The sequence below is a fragment of the Rhodococcus sp. MPR-R1B genome (genome assembly GCF_058793255.1).
Map to the genome: position 1 here is coordinate 288,146 of NZ_JBXAFO010000003.1, position 16,226 is coordinate 304,371.

Annotated in this window: 11 protein-coding genes; 4 read left to right on the top strand and 7 right to left on the bottom strand. The window is 63.0% G+C overall.

Annotated features, from left to right (window positions below):
• Window positions 1-12 precede the first annotated feature (12 nt).
• Complete coding sequence (locus tag AC1Q61_RS06610) at window positions 13-1,566, bottom strand: Rieske 2Fe-2S domain-containing protein (RefSeq protein ID WP_355332711.1); 1,554 nt, start codon at window positions 1,564-1,566, stop codon at window positions 13-15.
• 244 nt (window positions 1,567-1,810) lie between these two features.
• Between AC1Q61_RS06610 and AC1Q61_RS06615 the strand changes: the two genes are divergently transcribed.
• Window positions 1,811-2,788: an ABC transporter substrate-binding protein gene (locus AC1Q61_RS06615; RefSeq protein ID WP_060937769.1), complete on the top strand. Its 978-nt coding sequence runs from the start codon at window positions 1,811-1,813 to the stop codon at window positions 2,786-2,788.
• Between the two features lie 33 nt (window positions 2,789-2,821).
• On the opposite strand, the gene AC1Q61_RS06620 is transcribed toward AC1Q61_RS06615, so the two are convergent.
• Window positions 2,822-3,307, bottom strand: a complete 486-nt coding sequence (locus AC1Q61_RS06620) for a hypothetical protein (RefSeq protein WP_003943095.1) — start codon at window positions 3,305-3,307, stop codon at window positions 2,822-2,824.
• A 71-nt stretch (window positions 3,308-3,378) separates the two neighbouring features.
• Entirely contained in the window at window positions 3,379-4,257 is an 879-nt protein-coding gene (locus AC1Q61_RS06625; protein WP_003942926.1) for an alpha/beta fold hydrolase, read from the bottom strand.
• A gap of 98 nt (window positions 4,258-4,355) precedes the next feature.
• On the opposite strand from AC1Q61_RS06625, the gene AC1Q61_RS06630 reads away from it, so the two are divergent.
• Window positions 4,356-6,314: an AfsR/SARP family transcriptional regulator gene (locus AC1Q61_RS06630; RefSeq protein ID WP_042922887.1), complete on the top strand. Its 1,959-nt coding sequence runs from the start codon at window positions 4,356-4,358 to the stop codon at window positions 6,312-6,314.
• Window positions 6,315-6,318: 4 nt separating this feature from the next.
• On the opposite strand, the gene AC1Q61_RS06635 is transcribed toward AC1Q61_RS06630, so the two are convergent.
• From AC1Q61_RS06635 to AC1Q61_RS06650, 4 genes are all read right to left on the bottom strand, one after another.
• Window positions 6,319-7,893, bottom strand: coding sequence for a carboxylesterase/lipase family protein (locus tag AC1Q61_RS06635; protein ID WP_030536200.1), 1,575 nt, complete (start codon window positions 7,891-7,893; stop codon window positions 6,319-6,321).
• 25 nt (window positions 7,894-7,918) lie between these two features.
• Window positions 7,919-8,596, bottom strand: a complete 678-nt coding sequence (locus tag AC1Q61_RS06640; RefSeq protein ID WP_042922976.1) for a GAP family protein — start codon at window positions 8,594-8,596, stop codon at window positions 7,919-7,921.
• A gap of 74 nt (window positions 8,597-8,670) precedes the next feature.
• A complete protein-coding gene (locus AC1Q61_RS06645) occupies window positions 8,671-10,365 on the bottom strand; it encodes a sensor histidine kinase (RefSeq protein ID WP_215516178.1) in 1,695 nt (564 codons plus the stop codon).
• Window positions 10,362-11,021, bottom strand: coding sequence for a response regulator (locus AC1Q61_RS06650; protein ID WP_058038412.1), 660 nt, complete (start codon window positions 11,019-11,021; stop codon window positions 10,362-10,364). The genes AC1Q61_RS06645 and AC1Q61_RS06650 overlap by 4 nt, the downstream gene beginning before the upstream one ends.
• Before the next feature lie 173 nt (window positions 11,022-11,194).
• On the opposite strand from AC1Q61_RS06650, the gene AC1Q61_RS06655 reads away from it, so the two are divergent.
• Window positions 11,195-12,640 (top strand): MFS transporter, encoded by a 1,446-nt coding sequence (locus AC1Q61_RS06655; RefSeq protein ID WP_042922889.1) that lies wholly within the window; start codon window positions 11,195-11,197, stop codon window positions 12,638-12,640.
• 76 nt (window positions 12,641-12,716) lie between these two features.
• Window positions 12,717-16,112, top strand: a complete 3,396-nt coding sequence (locus AC1Q61_RS06660) for an ATP-binding protein (RefSeq protein WP_128637975.1) — start codon at window positions 12,717-12,719, stop codon at window positions 16,110-16,112.
• Window positions 16,113-16,226 lie beyond the last annotated feature (114 nt).

The following is a 16,226-nucleotide window of genomic DNA, read 5'->3' on the forward strand; positions in this document are numbered from 1 at the left end:
GACGAGCTCGGTTCAGCTCAGCTTGCTGGTGCGCAGCTCGTGGCCCTTGGACGTCTTGCAGCGGCCGGTCTCGAGATCCCACTGCCAGCCGTGCAGATCGCAGGTGAGGTTGGTGCCGTCGACGACACCGAACTTCGACAGGTCAGCCTTGAGGTGGGGGCAACGACGCTGAATCTCGTAGCCACCCAACTCGATAGACGCGCTGTCGTCGTGCGCCTCGGCGAACCAGCCGTCGGCGTATGCGATGCGTTCGTCGGTGAGGCACTTGAAGAACGTGTAGAGGAACTCGTTGTACCCACCGATGCGCCACGCCGTGAAGCGTGTCGACAGGAAAATGGTGTTGACCCAGTCTGGCTCGTCGTCACGCAGAACGGTGCGAACCAGTTCGGGAGCAATGCGGAAGCCGTAGCGGTACTTACCTTCTCCGTCGATGGGCTCGCGAACGATCCGCTTCGGGAAGTCGAGGACGACCGTCTCCTCTCCCATCACGAGTCCGACGGGGTAGCCGATTCCGTCGCAGATCAGATCGGACTGCGCCATGATCGGCTCGAACTTGGCCTTCAGACCGTCGAGCAGCGGCTCGCCTTCGGCCGGAGCCCACGTAGCCTTCTGCGCGGCGATGACCGGTGCCATCTTCTGCGCCATCTTCTCGATGTACTCGGCCTTGTTCGAGAAGATCTTGTCGACGTCCGCGTCCGGGATGGGATGCGTCAGGGCGACCTTCTCACTTCCCCGAAGTTCGACGGCCGAGCCGGGGATCATCAGCAGACCACGATCGTTGCCGTTGATGCGCATCTGCTCGAGGAACGTGATCTGGTCGGGGAAGATGTTTCCCTCGTCGCCGTGATCGTCGTTGAGGTAACGCAGGTCGTCGTCGAGGAAGACCGGCGGGCCGGCCGACGGGACAACCCACGCAGCGTCGACCTGGGCGATGTAGTTGCGGCAGCGGTCCATGCCGCGCTGACGCTTCTGCTTGCCGAAGTTGCGCTTGGTGCCCTTCGGGATGTCGTAGACCATCGGGTACCAGATCGCGCCCGAGTACTGCAGCAGATGGATGTCGACCTTCCCGAAGGCGTCGGTCAGCGGGTCGAGGTCGACGGGCCTGGCGTCGTTCATGTTGAAACAGGTGGTCTCCCCGTCCGAGACGACCAGGCCTGAGTCACCGATCGGACCGTCCGCGGGAGCGCGCAAAGCGATGATCATGATGTCGAGATCGCCCTTGGGACCGCTGACGGTGTGCTTGACGGAGTCTTCCGTCTCGAAGAACTTGTGGAAGCCGAGCTTCTCGAGCTCACGCTTGAGGTCCGGCACCGGGTAATCGGGGAGCAGGACGGTGGCGTCCTTGTTGACGTGCGCGATCAGGTTCTTCGGATCGAAGTGGTCCTTGTGCAGGTGCGAGACGTAGAGGTAGTCGCAATTGCCCAGCGCGTCCCAGTCCAACTCGGTGTTGTCGGGGAACGGCACCCAGGACGCGAAATACGTCGGGGTCACCCATGGATCACACAGGATGGATCCGGCCTCGGTCTGGATGTGAAATCCTGCGTGGCCGACGCTGGTGATCTGCATTGCAACCTCCGAAATCGTACTGCTGGTGCACCCAGCATAGTCGGCGCCATCAGGGCCAAATCGCGATCGAGGAGGCGGCCGGTTGTGACGTCATGCACGTCAAAGGTCGAAAGTGGGTTGTGATTCAGGCGGGCCGGTGACGCCGACAACACTCTGCGCGCTGGCGTGTTCGCCGTATTTCTTGGCGCTCATGGGAGCTGTTTCGCCATTCCCGAAGGCAGCCCCTAAGGCTAACCTAACAAATATGACTCGACTTCTTTCTCCCTCCACGACCGATCGCGACTACTGGGCGATCGTGGACAACCTGACGCGGCGCGGTTTCTTCGGCGTCGGCGCGGGCGTCGCTGCGGCCGCGTTTCTCGCCGCCTGCAGCAGCACGGAAAGTTCGACGCCCGATAACGCGGAGACCTTCGAGTTCACACGCGGCGACGAGAAGCTGATCATTCCGACGGACCCTCAGAACGTCGTTGCCCTCGATCCACGCGACGGCCTCGAATTGTCGATCCTTGCGGGGTACCCGGTGACCGCCTACCCGACCGGCGCCGCCGAACACCTACGCCGCGAGGTCCCGGATGCCACCGGTGTCGAGATTTTCGCCGAAGGTGCTTCGGATCCCAACTTCGAATACATCTCGACCCTCGGCGCGGACCTTCTCGTCCTCAGCGCCGGCTGGTGGGACACCGGGTCGTACGGCAACGACCGGATGCAGCAGATCGCACCGGTCCTGCCCGTCGGCAAGGACTTCACCCCCGAGTGGCGCAAGGTCATGTCGGACTTCCTCACCGGCATCGGGCGCAGCGATCGCGCCGAAGAAGTACTCGCCGAGTACGACGCCCATGTGGCTCAGGTCCGCCCGACCGTCGAACCGCTGATGGCCGGCAAGAAGGTTGCCTTCGTTGCCGCCGCAGAGGATCAGATCGCGTGGTTCCAGAACGATTTCCGCACCGCCGTCGCCGAGGACCTCGGGTTCGAGGTGCTCCGTGAAGGCCCCGACCTTCGCGTGATGCTCGGGTCGGAGCAGTTCAACCGTCTCGAAGAAGCCGACGTCATCTTCGCCTTGGATCGCAGCGCCTCCGGCAGCGTGTACACCTCGCCGACGTGGCAGCGCCTGCCCGCCGCACAGGCCGGTCGCGTGATTCCGTTCGACTACTACAAGGCCGCGGGATACGCCTTGACCGCCAAGGTCCTGGTCGACGACTTGGCGGCCGGGGTCAAGCGGTAGAACCCGACCTTCGTCAACCCGACGGGGCCCCGATCATTCGGCACCGGCGGCTCGTCCTGTCACGCGGTCCCGAAACTCGCGGAACGCTTGGAAACCACCGGTGAGCGCCCGCGCCAGTTCCTCGGCGCTTTCGACCCAGACGACGTCCTCCAACTCGGAAACGTCGTCGGGCTCGTGATTGCGCTGGGGAACGAGAAACGTCGGGTCACCCTGAGGGTTGACGATCAGGAACCCAGCCGCCGCGCAGAGGTCGTAGACGAACGCGCACTCGGCAGGCGACAGCGTCGCGTGGAAGATTCCACCACTGAGTGGATCGCTCTGCTCGAGCGAGTCGAGATGAAGGTCGGAGAAGGCCCCGTCGATCGTCAATGCCCTGTCGTCACGGTCGACGATCTCGCCTCCGTACGGGCTCTCGACCACGCGCAGCCCGTGCTGATCGAGGAAAGCGGCGACCGCCGCCCGATCAACATCGAGTTGCACGTCCTTCGTCACCCGCATGAAGTGCAGCGAGAAACCCATCGATCCCCCTCGTCCATTCGCGACGCACGTGATGCGCTCGCCAGTACCTCGACAGCCGAGAAGCGTCAAAACTACCTCTCGAGTAGGGTCCGGATCGCCTCGACCACTTCGGCAGGCGCCTCTTCTGCCATGAAGTGACCTGCGGACAGCGTGCGGTGCTCGAGATCGGGCGCCCACGCTTTCCACAGGGCCTCGGCGTCGTAGCCGAGCATCGAGCCCCAGTCCTGCTGAATGACCGTGACCGGCATGTGCAGTTGGTTGCCCGCCTCCCGATCGGACTGATCGTGTTCGATGTCGATGCCTGCCGACGCCCGGTAATCGGCAACGATCGACGGCACCGCCTCCCGTGAGGCGCGCAGGTATTCCGCCCGCACGTCTACCGGAATCGCTTCGCGGTTCTGCGTCCACACGTCGAGAAAGTACTCGAAGAACGCATCGGCGCTGGCGCTGATCATCTGCTCGGGAAGACCAGGTGGCTGAGCCATGAGATAGAGATGGAACGCCACAGCAGCATTCGATCCATGCAGGATGTCCCACATATCCAGGGTGGGGAGCACGTCCAGCGAGCCGAGTTGCGTGATCACATCCGGATGATCCAGCCCCGCTCTGACGGCAACCAGTGCGCCACGATCGTGGCCGACGAGGGCAAACTTCTCGTGTCCCAATTTCCTGGCCACCTCGACGATGTCGGCAGCCATTGTTCGTTTGGAGTAGGTGTCCGGGTTTTCCTCGACCGGTTTGTCGCTGGCTCCGTATCCGCGTAGATCCGGGCAGATGACGGTGTGATCCGACGCCAAGGCAGTGGCTACGTGACGCCACATGAGGTGAGTCTGAGGGAAGCCGTGCAGAAGGACGAGTGGTGTTCCGCTTCCGCCGACCGCGACGTTGAGCCGCACTCCGTCTGCTGTGGAAATCTGCTGGTAGTCGAAGCCTGGAATGGTGATAGTCATCGATCGCTCTCGTTAGTCGGGGTGATGGCAGGTCGGGGTGATGGCAATCAGCTTCGCCGCAGTCGATGAGCGTTCGATGAGCGCGATAGCGTGGGGAAATGCGAGACCACACATTTGAAGCCCCGGCTTTCGGAGTGCTCGGACCCGTGGTCGCGTGGAACGAGTCTTCACACCAGATCGATCTGAAGGGTCCACGACACCGAGCGGTCCTCGCTCGTCTCGTCGTCGCCCGCGGCCGTGTTGTTCCCGTGGACGTGATTGTCGACGACCTCTGGGTCGATCCTCCGTCCGGCGCTACCAGCGCAATACGTACGTTCGTTTCCGCATTGAGGCGTGCGCTCGAACCGGATCGCGCGCCGCGAAAGAAGCCGAAAGTCATTGTCACCGAAGGGCCCGGTTACGCCTTTCATGCAGCACCCGACGCGGTCGACGCTTGGGAATTCGAAAGACTGGTGCGAGAAGCCGCAGATTCGACGCCGGCGCAATCACTCGAACTGCTCCGAACCACGCTGCAGCTGTGGAGAGGGCCGGCCTACGCGGAGTTCGCCGACGAGCCTTGGGCCCGAACGGAGCGATCACGCTTGGAGGAACTGCGTCTGACTGCCGTCGAACGCTTGGCATCCGCGCAGCTCGATCTCGGGCGAGCTGCCGAAGCGATTCCCGATCTGGATGCCCACGTGACGGAACACCCTTGGCGCGAGGAGGGTTGGCGACTACTCGCTCTGGCGCTGTACCGGTCCGATCGTCAAGGCGATGCTCTGGCAGTCCTACGTCGCGCACGGAAGTTACTCGCCGAAGAGTTGGGCATCGACCCTGGTCCACGACTGAACGACCTCGAGTCCGACATTCTCCGCCGGGAAACCCGCCTGGATCCTGTAGGGGCAGAACAGATCTTCAGTCAGGTTTCGGCAGCGTACGACCGGACCGTAGCGGCAGGATCGAAATCGAGATTGGAGTCAACCGTCGGCCTCCTCCGAAGTTTGGCAGTTGCGGGCGGAAGCGGACTCGAGACTGCCCGAAACCAACGACTGACAATCATCGGCGCCGCTGAACAATTGGACGACGTCGAACTCACCGCGCGGATCATCGGCAATTACGACGTGCCCGGGATCTGGACGCGATCCGACGATCCTCGGCAGGCTACGCAGATCGTCGAGGCCGCTCAGCGCACTCTCGATCGACTTCCGGCCGGCAACGAACCCGCTCGGGCGAGACTGTTGGCGACAATCGCACTCGAATCGCGCGGACTGCCCGGTCATCACGGTCTCGAATGTGCCCGTGCCGCAGTACAGATCGGTCGCGCTCTCGACGATCCAGGGCTCCTGGCCTTCGCTCTGAACGGATTGTTCATGCAGACGTTCTGGACTAACGGTCTGGCCTCCGAACGCGACGACATCGGCCGTGAACTGGTCGACCTCGCCATTCGACACGGCCTGGCTACCTTCGAGATCCTCGGCCATCTGATCCGCATGCAAGCCCTCAGCGCCCTTGGGCAATTCGATGCAGCCGAGCTACATTCCGAGACGGTTGATCGATTGGCCGGACGTCACGAACGCCCGTTGGCAGCGGTGTTCACCACCTGGTTTCGCGCTATGCGTACTGCCGCTGCCGGCGCGGAGGCCGCGCACTGCGAGAAGCTGTACGAAGCTGCGGCGGTCAATCTTTCCGATGCCGGCATGCCGGGTCTCGCGGACGGCATACTCCCTCTCGCAATTCTCGCCCTCCGCGTATGGCGGGGACTGCCGGCGATTTTCGACCCGACCACGCAGTGGGGCCCCTACGAACCCTGGGCCCGGCCACACCTGCTCATCGCACAGGGGCAGACGAACGAAGCAGCGAAGGCCGTCGAGGCATTGCCGGACCCGCCCGAAGACCTACTCTCCGAGGCACTGTGGTGCTTGACTGCCGCAGCGGCGACTGCAGTCGGCGACCGTCGAGTCAAGGAGCGTGCGCGAGCGGCGCTCCTACCTGCCGCCGCCGAAATAGCCGGCGCCGGAAGCGGAATGCTCACCGTGGGACCCGTCTCGCACTACCTGGCCGAATTGGAGCAGGGCTGAACCGTCAGGTGAATGCAATCACCGTCTCACCCCACGCCTCCCGGATCTCGCGGTCGAGATCAGCGACGACGGCATCGCGTTTGTCGATCAACAGTGTCGAGCGTGTGTCGGTGTCGTAAGTGGGCCACCCCGGGTCCGCACCCAGTTCGCGATCGTCCCCGGCGTCGTAATCGCCTGCAGCTCTGGCAAAGTCCAACCACCTCGCCTGCATGCGCTCAGAGACATGACGCGCCGCGCTCAAGCCACCCAACTTGTAGGTAATGTCTCGTGCCCCGTGGTTGATGTTGCCGAAGACGTAGGCAAGTTCGGTGCCGTGGGTCGCACCGATCTTCAGCGCCTTGAGCATCGGCGGCGCGTAGTCGAAGCGATACAACCACGTCGGCGCAACCTTGCTGTGCGCCTCGGCGATCCACAACGTAGGCAGCCGGAATCCGAAATCACGGGTCAAACCGAGACCGGCGCCCAGCTTGGACAGTCCCGAATACGCGCCTTCGATTTGAGAATGATCCGGTAGCTCGAGTCCTGGATGCTCGTCGGCGATCTCCGCGAACATCGACGTGATCACGACGGGATCGATCGGCATCAACGGCGACTTCATCATCCGGAAGAGCGAAGATTCGTCCTTGTTGGTTCCGATGATCAGCGGAATCGGGTGTGCATTGCCGTGACGGAACGCGCGCACCGGGTAGTCAGGGAGCAGATCACCGTCGACGATCGGCGCGAACGCCAAAGTGCCAGGCGTCTCCTGGGGGACGCGAGCAAACAGTTCGTCTGACGGCCCGATCAAGTCTTCGGCAGACGTGGACCGCAACAGACCCAGATCGCTTCCGCCGCTGAAGATCTCGAGAAACAGCTTCGCGACGATCTCACCACGTTCACTACCGTACACCGAAGTGGCGGGCGAACTTTCGGCAATAGCGCGATGAAACAGGCCGCGAGCGGACGGGACGGTCATCAGCGTCGTCACCGCGCCGCCACCTGCCGACTCGCCGAACAACGTCACTTTGTCGGGATCGCCACCGAAAGCCGCGATGTTGCCTTGAACCCATTGCAGCGCTGCAATCATGTCGCGGAGAGCGACATTGGGCTCGAAGGTATGTTCACTCGAATTGAAGGACGAGAAATCGACGAAGCCGAACACACCGATGCGGTAGTTGATCGAGACGACGACAACGTCGCCGTTCTCAGCCAATGTGGTTGCGTCGAAAAGTGGTTGGCTGGACGCTCCGCGGAAATACGCTCCGCCGTGAATCCAGACCATCACCGGTTTACCCGGCGCATCAGAACCGACGGGGCCCGGTGCCCACACGTTGAGGAACAGGCAGTCTTCGTCCATCGGAACGTTCTCACCGAGCGGGATCATCGCGAGTCGACTTTGCGGCTCACACGGCCCGAATTCTGTTGCGTCCTGGACCTCGGTCCATGGCTTCGGCGGAACCGGCGCGCGAAATCGCAGCGGACCGACCGGAGGTGCCGCGTAACGAATCCCCTTCCAACTCGACACCGAGCCTTCCGTCGATCCTCGAACCGGCCCGTACGTTGTCTCGACTACCGGCGCTTCGCTGGGTGTGATCGTCATTCGATTTCTCCTCGAAAACAAGTTGCTACTTCGACAGGGCTTCGACAACGTGCGAGAGTTCCAATGCTGCCAGCATCAGGAACAAAACGGTCATGATTGCTGCATTGTGGCGGATCAGAGTGCTTTTGGTGGCGCTCAGTGCATCGGTCACCTTCGCCGAGGGCACGGCAGCCAATGCTGACAGCACGATCAAAGCGATGGACGCCCCTACCGCGAACAGGACGGAATACGCGATCACTGATACCCAGCCGAGGTGCCCGCCACCGATGATCGAACCTGCCTTGAGTTCGAGCGGCAGGTTCTTCGCGTTGGGTACGGTCAACAACAGTCCCAGGACCGCAGCTTTGCCCGGTTGCATCGAGTCGATCTGCGCCAGCCACGACGGCATCGCCGGCTCGGCATCGTCTTTCGGACGGCCACGCCAACTCGAGTATGCGAGCGCCAGAAAACCGACAGTGAACACGACGGCGAACACCGTCTGGACGGTATGCGCGCTGCCGCTGGACTTCGATTCCACTCCGGTGGTCGAGAGTGCCGTCGCTGCTGTGATCGCTGCCGCGGCCAGCACGATGCTCGCGGTGTACGCGAATGCACTTGCCTTCGCCCGAGTGGACAGCAGGATCGCGATGATCGCAACCAGAGGAATCGGGCTGATGACGACGCCGGTGGCGAGTGGGATGAGCTGCGCAGTAATCGATTCCATTTCTGCGACCGTACAAGCGGCCAATCCGGCCATTGGCGAAACGTTCGGCCTCCACGACATCGCCACTCACGGTGTCACAGAAGCACGGCTGTGAGGACCACCCGGTCTTCCTCTTCGACAAGTTCGAGGGACGTTACCGTACCGGCGAGCGATTCAAGCCCGATCCCTGAGTCCCGTGCCACCGGCATCCGACCCGGCGAACTGATCCGCACTACTACCGCCCGAGCATCGGCGAGTGTCACCTCGAGGAAGACGGGCCCTCCTGCACCGTGTTTCACGGCGTTGGTCAGTCCCTCCGACAGGATCTCCACCACGCTGTCGAGCCGAGCGGAGCCGGAACCGATCACCGCCCAGACTTCGTCGTCGACGTGACTGACGACCGGAATTGCGTAGCGCCACACCGTGACAAGATCATCGATACGCTTTCGGGCATCGGAGTCAGCCGGCTGATCGGATGACGCAGACAGGTCGCTTTCCAAGCCGTCGAGAATGTGGGCAATGGTTGCCGCAACATCGACTGGGCGACCGGCAACGGCGCCCGAAGACCATGCGGCCGCTACGAGTTCGCCCTGCACCGACGAGTGCAACAACCTGGCCAGTCCACGTCGGGTGTGCATGAGCTCGGCATGGATACGAGCTGCATCGAGCGCTTGCCGGCTCAGGGCACTGCGGAGTTGACGCTCCTCGTCCTGACGCTGCGTATCCGCAGCCCTGATCAGGCAGACGGACAGCGCAACCAACGGGTAGACGGCCATCGACGAGAGATAGAAAGTCGGGGTACGGCCGAACACCGTCAGGAGCAGCCACGTCGCGGTACTGCTGATCAGCGCACTCGAGCAGTACACCGCAGAAAGAGTCGCGATCCGTCTCAGAGGGCCGTCTCCGCTGCTGACAACTCGGCGAGCGCACGCATTGCCACCGACGAAGAGCCAGAAACCGACGCCGAGCTGGACCGCCGTGAACGTCACGCCGTAAGTCGTGAGCAGGTAGACGGTCACCAGTGCCGTGTACGCGAACACCGGTACGTACAGTGGCGCCGGTTCAACGCTGCGTACGACGCCGATCAGTCGATCTCTCGCCGTCAGCCGCACAGTCGGCGTCGGTGATTCGATCGGGGGAATCTCCCGGAACAGTCGATGACTCATCGGGCGAACCACGTCGTCGGAGATTCGCTTCAAGAGCGCTGCTCCTCGTACTCCCTCGAGTTCCGTTTCAGCAACCGCGTGCATGACTGTCTCGATACTGCGCTCGAGCTCTCGCCGACACTGCGCACGGGTTTGGTCGAGGCGGAATCGATCCCGGGTCTGTTGGAGTTGGACGGCGGCCCCGGCAACCTTCAAACTCCGTTGCAGCGCGAGGCGGTCACGGAGAGCGCCTACCAGTACGGCGGTCAACGACAAGAAGACAACGCTGCACACGACGTTGAGTCCCACCCGGACGAGCATCGGTCTGGGGTCGACGGGGAGTTCGAGCGAGCGGGTGATCGCGTCGAGGACGAACGGGCGGATCGCGCCGATCATTGCGAACAGGGCCAGGGCTGCGAGCTGCGATCGGTGTGCTGCAAGAACAGCCCTCGCCATCAGCAGCATCACTCCGACGACGCAGTGGGTCGCGAAGGCGCCGACTGCCATCACGCCTACTTCGCGCACCCCGGTACACAGGTAGTAGTTGGCCATCACGGTCACCGCGAACGGCAGCGTCAGAATCCAGGACCACTTGGTGACGATGTTCCGATCACCGAGTCGAAGCCACCACTCGCGCGGGTTCACACCGAGTCGGTCACTTCGGGCACACCGAAATGGCGGATGAAGATACTCGCAGCAAGCACTCGCGGATTGGTGGACGAATCGTGCGTCAATCCCAGGCTCTCGAGAGTGCGCGCGATGAGCTTCTCCACACCTCGGATCGAGGACCCACGATGCGCTGCGATTGCGCTGTTCGACCACCCGAGCGAGATGTAACGCAGAAGATCGAGCTGTGATCTGGTGAGGCTCGACAAGGCGGAGTCCGGATCACTCCCGAGCGCCGGTGGCTCGGTTTCCGTCAACGCGGCCTCCACTACGCCGATCAACTGATCCGCCGACTGGACAGCCGCCTTGTCCACGAACAGCGATTTCGGCGGCACACCCGCAGAACCTGGCGCTGTCGATGCGTTGGGGTAGTTCGTCAGGAACACGATCGCGCAATGCGGAGCCTTCACGGTGACGATGTTCGCGAGATCGACGCCGTTCGGCCGCACGCCAAGGTCGATGTCCGTGACCAAGAGGTCAGGATCGAATCCGTCGAACTCCGTGAGCGCTTCGACCGCCGATCCGGCCGTATGGACCACGAACCCGGCGTGTGTGAGCGTGTCACCGACGAGCGCACGCATCAGTGGTTGGTCTTCCACCACCAACACCCGTCGCACCCACTGGCTGGTCTCCACGACCAGAGATTAACCGTTGGGAGAGTGCGTATTCGACCGAGCAGGTGGTGACGGATTCCGAGTAACACGGCAGTTATCAACCATGCGGGTTCCAAGCATTTCGCCCGATATGTCCCAAGCGTCGGAGCGCAGGGTGTTCCGAGTACACACCCCTTCGACCATCAGGACGGGCCATGGCCGCACCGATCACCCCGAAGAACACCGCAGTACGACGAGCCACTTTGCTGGCAGTGTGCGTGAGCACCGCAATGCTCATGCTCGACATCGCCGTCGTCAACACCGCCCTGCCGTCGATCGCATCCGATCTCGATACCGGAGTCAGCGCCCTGCAATGGGTGATCGACGCGTACACGCTGGCATTGGCGACGGTGGTTCTCAGCGCCGGATCGTGGGCAGACCGACGGGGTCGACGCCATGTTTTCATCATCGGCATTCTGTGGTTCACCACGGCATCTCTGTTCTGCGCTCTGGCGCCGAACATCTGGGTGCTCGACCTCGCGCGGGCCGCTCAGGGTATCGGCGGTGCCGTACTCTTCGCCTGCTCACTTGCCTTGCTGGCGGACGTGTTCGAGAAGGGTCCCCAGCGCGCGACTGCTCTGGCTGCATACGGCGCCACGATCGGGGGCGCGTTTGCCGTCGGCCCACTGGTGGGCGGGTTGCTCACCGAGTTGTTGGATTGGCGCGCAATCTTTTTGATCAACGTTCCGATCGGGTTGATCACACTGGCGATGACGGTGCGGTGGGTTCCCGAGTCACGCGATCCTCGGCCTCGCCGCGCGGACGTGCCCGGGCAGATTCTGGTGTCCACCGGCCTGGCAGCTCTGGTGTTCGGTTTGTTACGCGGTAACGAGGATGGGTGGTTCGAGCCGCAGCCGATGATCGCCGCGGTGATCGCCGCGGCCGCCATGATCGGTTTCTCCCTGCACGAGCTTCGTACCACCGAGCCCATGCTGCCCCCGCATCTGCTCGCCAATCGGGCCTTCGCCGGAGCGCAGATCGCAGCGTTCTCGATCTCCGCCTCCCTGTTCGCGGTGTTCGTCTACACGACCATCTACCTGCAGAACGTGCTGCATCTGTCTCCCGTGGACGCCGGCCTGGTGTATCTACCGGCGACGATAGCGATGTTCGTCGTCGCGGGCGCCACCGCGAAATTGGACGGGCGCATCCCCGTCTCGGTCTCGTTGACGTGCTCGCTTCTACTCGTCTCGGTAGGGCTGGTCATGATGACCGTCGTCGACGTGACGAGTTCGCCGTACGCGATACTTCCCGGATTTGTTGTCGCGTGCGTGGGGGCCGGGGTGTTCAACCCCGTCATGAGTGGGTTGGTTCTGGGCGAAAGCACTTCGAACCATTCCGGATTGGCCGCAGGGATCAACGACGCGTTCCGGCAGACCGGCATCGCAGTCGGGGTTGCCGTGCTCGGCGCCTTCCTTCCGGCGCAGTCGATGCTGCCCGGCGGACCACCGGACGACTTCGTCGGTGGACTTCGGTTGGCACTGTTTGTCGCAGCCTTCATCGCAGCTCTCGGTGCGTTGGTCTGTGCGGCGACGCTGCGCACTACCAGCGTCAACCAGACTCTTTCCGAGGAATCCGAGCAGATGTTGACGAGAACTAGTTGACCGTTTTGTCCTGCATGTATGAATTTCGCTCCTTAGAATCGAACCGTCCTGCGTCCGCAGGTACGAGGGGAAACGGATGATCTATCGACTGCTCGGGCCGTTGGAGGTCGCACGGGGTCCGGCGACGAGCGACGTGATCGATCTGGGCCCTCGAAAACAACGAACGGTCCTTGCCGTTCTACTGCTCAACCGTGGTCGCGTCGTCTCCACCGACCGGCTGATCGATGCTCTCTGGCACGACGACGCACCGGCGAGTGCGATGGCAAGCATCCAGGCGTATATCTCCAACCTGCGCCGAGCGCTACGCGTCGAAACCGGTACGGCGTCACCGATAGTGCGTCAATCGCCTGGCTATGTCCTCGACGTCGCTCCGGCAGACGTCGATCTGTCGGTGTTTCTCGACGACGCCGAAACCGCGCGACAACACGCTGAGAACGAACGGTGGCAGGAGGCTTTGACGACCGCTGACCGTGCCCTCGCCTCGGTCCGGGGGCAGCTTCTGGACGACCTGAACGACGCGCACTGGGTGGAGGTGGAAGCCGCAGCCTTCGAGGAAGTGCGGACCGAGTGCCGGGAGACCCGGATAACGGCGCTTCTGGCTCTCGGGCGCCTGGCACCCGCGCTGGTCGAAGCTGCTCAACTCTGTAGCGAGTACCCGTTCCGCGACCGGACCTGCTGGCTGCGAATGGTTGCCCTGCATCGGGCGGGCAGGTCACCGGAAGCCTTGGAACAGTTTCGATTACACGCGTCTCGGCTCGACGCCGAGCTGGGACTGGAGCCCGGCGGGGAGCTGACAGCATTGCAAGGCTCGATCCTGCGCCACGCACCCGGCCTGGCCGCCTGGCCGCGCACTCCGGGATGGACGGGGGCCGAACAAGTTTCGGTCCCGGCTTCTCCCCCAGCCGTAGCAGCGATGCCCGAGACGGATTCCTCACGCTTGTTCGTCGGGCGCGACGCTCAGACGACTGTCGCCGACAAGATGCTCGACGACGTTCGCCGTGGCTCGCCTCGCTGGTTGATCTTGACCGGCCCCGCCGGCATCGGCAAGACACGATTCGCCGAGGAGTGTTCGTCGAGAACAACGTCCATTCGAGGAGCCACCGTCTGGGCACGTTGCCCGGAGGACGACGGAACGCCGCCGTGGTGGCCGATCCGCCGACTGGTTCGGGAACTCGGAGCCGACGCCGATTTCGTACTGACGCCGCCGACGGACATCGATCCGGACGAAGCGAGATTTGCCGTCTACGAACGGGTTCGCACCACCATCGAAGCTGCGGCGAAAGATGCACTGTTGACCGTCGTCATCGACGACATTCAATGGGCCGATCCCACGTCCCTTCGTTGCCTGACCTACCTGGTCGGCGCAATGGCCAGTGCCAGAGTCTGGTTCGTGTCGACGCTCCGAGACTCGGAAGTCGGGTCGGCAGTGCGCAAGTTCGAAGAAGCCGTACTCCACGGCGAAGGAAACCGAACCATGATTGTGCCGGCGCTCGCGCAGGGCGAGGTTGCAACACTCGCAAGGTGCGTCTCCGGGGACACGCTCGACGACGCGGAGGCGCGAACCCTGGCGGAACGAACCGGCGGCAACCCGCTGTTCGTCTCGGAGTACGCCAGGCTTCCCCGGAACGAGCGACTGGGCGACGGCATCCCCGTCGCCGTTCGATCTGTCCTCGGTCGACGGCTTGCCGCAGTGGAACCGGCAGTGTTGCACGCTCTTCGGGTTGCCGCAGTTATCGGCGACGCCATCGAGGTGTACACACTGGCCGCAGCCACCCGTCTCGATGTCGACACTCTCGCCGACCATCTCGACGCGGCTGCTGATGAACGAATCATCGTCGCGGACTCGGCAAACGGCGGTTACGTCTTTGCTCACGGCCTTCTCCGAGACGAAGTCCTCGAAGCGATACCCACGCTTCGTCGCCAGCGGATACATGCCCGAGTTGCCGAAGTGCTCGAAAATTCCTCCGATCCGGACCGGCTGAGCCGCCGCGCGCAACATCTGATGTCGGCACTTCCCCTGGTCGATCCACTCGTCGTTCTGGAGGCATGCACGGCTGCAGCTCAGGATGCGACCGATCGGTGGAGTTCGGAGACCGCGGCCGAGTGGTGGGAGGCAGCTGTCCGCGCGTTCGACTCACTTCCGGTGTCCCAGCAATCCGCTGACGATCGGGACGACCTGCTGGTGGCCAGAGTCGAGGCCCTCGCCCGCGCAGGTCGAGGGCAGACAGTTCTCGACGTCGTCAATGCCGGTCTCCTCGAGGCTGTTCGGGAGGGGCGAACCTCCGCCGTCGGACGATTGGCAGGCGCATTACTTCGGGCCGCCGGTGCGTGGCCGTGGGTTTCCTACGGTACCGATCCGGGACCACTGCTCGAACGGCTCGCGGCGGTCGAGCCCTTGGTCGAGAACGACAGGTCAGCTCACGCACGGGTTCTTGCTGCGCTGGCGGTGGGAAGTTGCTACCACCCCGAAGCCGAGATCCCGAATCGATGGAGCGCCCGTGCTCTCGACATCGCCCGCGAACTCGACGATTCGGATGTGATCGCGGACGCGCTGCTCGGACGGATTCTGCTTTTCTCCGGAGTCGCGGTGCACAGCGCGGAGTCCATGCGCCTACTGCGCGAGCTTTTCGAACTGCCGCACCAACAATCGCGTGTCGACAGCGTCGTCGCACACGCCGTCGCGAGCATGACGGAGATGAATCTGGCCAATGTCGATGCTGCCGTCAAACACGTCAGGCAGGGGATCATCGGCTGCGAGCTACTGAGACTCCCGGTGGTTCGGGTCCAATTACGTTGGATGGAAGCAACTCTCGCCGAATGGTACGGAGACTTCGCGCAAGCCCGCCGGCAGTACGAGACGGCCAGGCAGATCCATCTGCAAACGGAGTTGTACACGGCTGGCAGCGCAGATCTGGCGTTCAACACTCTGGAGTGGGAGCGAGGTGCGTTGGCAGAATCTGATCCCGGTGTCGTGGAACCTGATTCGTGGAACATCGCCATCGACGCCGCCCGAGGCGAGCGCGACGCCACTTCCGAAGGCATCAAGAAGTGGCTGATCAATCGCGGGCCACAGACGTGGACGACATTGGGACACCAGACACTACTTGCACGCGTCGTGGCAGATCTGGAACTGGTCGAATACGCCGACACCTTCATCGGCCTTCTCTCGCCACACACCGGCTGCATCGCAACGGTAGGCCATGTCGGTGAACTGGGCTCGGTTGCCGAAGCCTCCGCGCGTCTGCACGCGCTTCTCGGTCACGTCGAGCAGGCATCGACTCTCCTGGATCAGGCCGAGAAGATCGCAACTGGCTCCGGCGGAGCACCAACACTGCTGCGCTGTCGACTGCTTCGGGCGCAGCTCCGAGAGCCGTCCGCCGAACGTGAACGGGAGCTGACGGAAGTGGCGGCCGAATCGGAGACACTCGGCATGCGGGGCGTAGCTGAACGAGCGCGATCGACATGGCCCTGAACTGCGAGAATGCGCTTGGATAAAACTTGGATCCGCTCGGGATACATACGTCAAGAACCACCCAAGCCTGTTCGGACATCCTTCCCTTGACCGAAAGACGGATGAGGAAAGGAA